Here is a 2,413-nt window from a genome sequence, read left to right as displayed (position 1 = left end):
CAATGGTATTGAAAGCTTCCGGAGTTTTACCAAACGAAGGCCCGCCAAATTCAATGGCGTAACCAAAAACTTTGATTTGCACCTGAGGGAATGCGGATGGCGATGGAACCGAAACTCTGATGAACTGAGTCACGAACTTTGGGGGGCTTTTAAAGTAAATTTATATAAAGCTGCTAGCCTAGAGCCAAGCAGATTTTCCCCATCACACAAAATATTCCGCAAACTGCCGCCTACTTCCCGATACAGAATCTCGAAAAAATCACCCCCAACAAATCATCGGCAGTAAACTCACCGGTGATTTCACCGCACGCCGCCTGCGCCAAGCGCAAATGTTCGGCCAACAACTCGATTTGGCCGCTGCCGCACAACGCCGCGTTTTCCAACTCGGCTTCCACTTCGTGCAGTGCGGCCAAATGGCGGCGGCGGGCGAGAAACAGCCCTTCATCTCCGCCCTGCCAGCCGATTTTATCAAGCAACGCCTGCTTGAGCAGATTCAGACCCTCGCCGGTTTTGGCCGAAAGTTTGATTAAAGTATCAGCACCGCCGGCAAATTTCAGGCCGTCTGAAACCGTTTCGGCAGCTTCGCCGGACAAATCGATTTTGTTGCGGATTTCGATTTTTTTCAGCAACGGCGGCAGGCCGTTCAAAATCGCTTGGGTTTTGGCGTTGATGCCCTCGGCAGGATCGATCAGAATCAGCGCCACATCGGCTTCGCCCACAGCCTTCCGACTACGCTCGATGCCGATTTGCTCCACCACATCATCAGTGTCGCGCAAACCGGCGGTGTCGGTGATATGCACGGGCACACCATCGAGCGTAATCTGCTCGCGCACCGCATCGCGGGTAGTGCCGGCAATATCAGTAACAATCGCCACCTCATCTCCCGCCAGCGCATTGAGCAGGCTTGACTTGCCCACATTGGGCGCACCCACCAGCACCACACTCATGCCTTCGCGCAGAATCGCACCCTGCTCGGCACTCTGCAAAACAGTTTTCAGACGGCCCTGCAGTTGCGCCAGCCTGCCGCGCACATCTGCAGCCTCAAGAAAATCAACCTCTTCTTCGGGAAAATCCAGCGTAGCTTCTACCAGCATTCTGAGCGTAATCAAATCATCGGTCAGCGCACGAATATGTTGCGAAAACGCCCCCTTGAGCGAACGCACCGCCATACGTGCGGCCGACCGGCTGGAAGCATCGATCAAATCGGCCACACTCTCGGCCTGGGCCAAATCAAGTTTGTTATTGAGAAACGCACGTTTGGTAAATTCACCCGGCTCGGCCAGGCGCGCACCCAACTGCAAACAGCGCGACAACAGCACCTGCATCACCACCGGCCCGCCATGCCCCTGCAACTCGAGCACGTCTTCACCGGTGAAACTTGCCGGCGCGGCAAAATACAGCATCAGGCCGCTATCAATAGCTTGGCCGTTTTCATCAACAAAATCAGTATAAAGCACAGTACGCGGCACAGGCGTCTTACCACCGCTGATGCACCGCGCCAACGGCAGCAGATTGCTGCCCGACAATCGGATCACACCCACCCCTCCGCGCCCCGGCGCGGTAGCGATAGCGGCAATGGCAGCACCAGTGGCAGACATAAAATACCCCGTTAAACAAATGTAGTGATTATAGCAAAAGCAGTGTATCGGAGTATCAACACTGTTTGTGTATTCTTTCGGCAAGAACTAAGCCATGCCCTACAAAAGCACCTGTTCTACTCCGCCACGACAACTATTTCAAACGGGGCAAATACGGCATAAAACGGCTAGTCAAAATCAAAAAGATCATCGGGAAACACTCAAAAAAAACAAGCCAAACACTGCACTACAACAAAGCCCATCTCGGAGAAATAGCGCATTTTTATATCAATAGCAAATGAGCTAAATGGGATTCAGCCAGATGGTGGTGGATGCTGTGGGATGGCGGATTTGAAATGTTGTTTCACGGTGTGAAACAAAACAAACGGGCAGATTGCCCATTTTATTTTTAAAGGCCGCTTTTGAGGGAGCTTTTGAGGGATTCGATGGCGGTGTCGATGAGTTTCTTTTCGGCGCTGGGTTGGAAGTTGGCCCGCTCCATTGATGGGTAAGCAGGGGTGTGCCGGAATGTTTACAGATTTTACTTTACGGAATCCTCCACCTGCAGCGGAAAAACTCAATATGGTTTCTTTTCGGCTTCGATTTTACCGCCGAAGTAGTGGATGGCGGCATATTTTTTATTACTGCCGATACGGGCAAACTCGTTGCCGATTTGGGTGCTGATGCTTGCGGCGATCCGGCCGGATAATTGCAGGGTTTTGCCGCCGTTGTCGGCAACGCGCCGGCTTCTCTTCCATTTTTGCCCACCCCAGCCCTCACTTTCGAAGTTGTCTTCCGTGAGTGAGACCATTTCGGTAGCGATGGCACGCATCACG

General features: G+C 52.7%; 1 protein-coding gene and 2 pseudogenes. 1 reads left to right on the top strand and 2 read right to left on the bottom strand.

The window, feature by feature from the left end:
* Positions 1-142, top strand: a pseudogene (locus tag IR141_RS12340) (IS1595 family transposase); the annotation flags it as partial.
* A gap of 88 nt (positions 143-230) precedes the next feature.
* Here IR141_RS12340 and mnmE read toward each other — a convergent pair.
* On the bottom strand, positions 231-1,598 hold the full coding sequence (gene mnmE, locus IR141_RS12335; protein WP_135037718.1) for a tRNA uridine-5-carboxymethylaminomethyl(34) synthesis GTPase MnmE: 1,368 nt from the start codon (positions 1,596-1,598) through the stop codon (positions 231-233).
* 583 nt (positions 1,599-2,181) lie between these two features.
* A pseudogene (locus tag IR141_RS12330) lies at positions 2,182-2,413 on the bottom strand (phage virion morphogenesis protein); the annotation flags it as partial.

The organism is Neisseria sp. 19428wB4_WF04 (genome assembly GCF_015235335.1).
Lineage (GTDB): Bacteria > Pseudomonadota > Gammaproteobacteria > Burkholderiales > Neisseriaceae > Neisseria > Neisseria musculi.
Note: the sequence above shows the minus strand (reverse complement) of the source record. Positions and strands in the feature narration are given on the sequence as shown.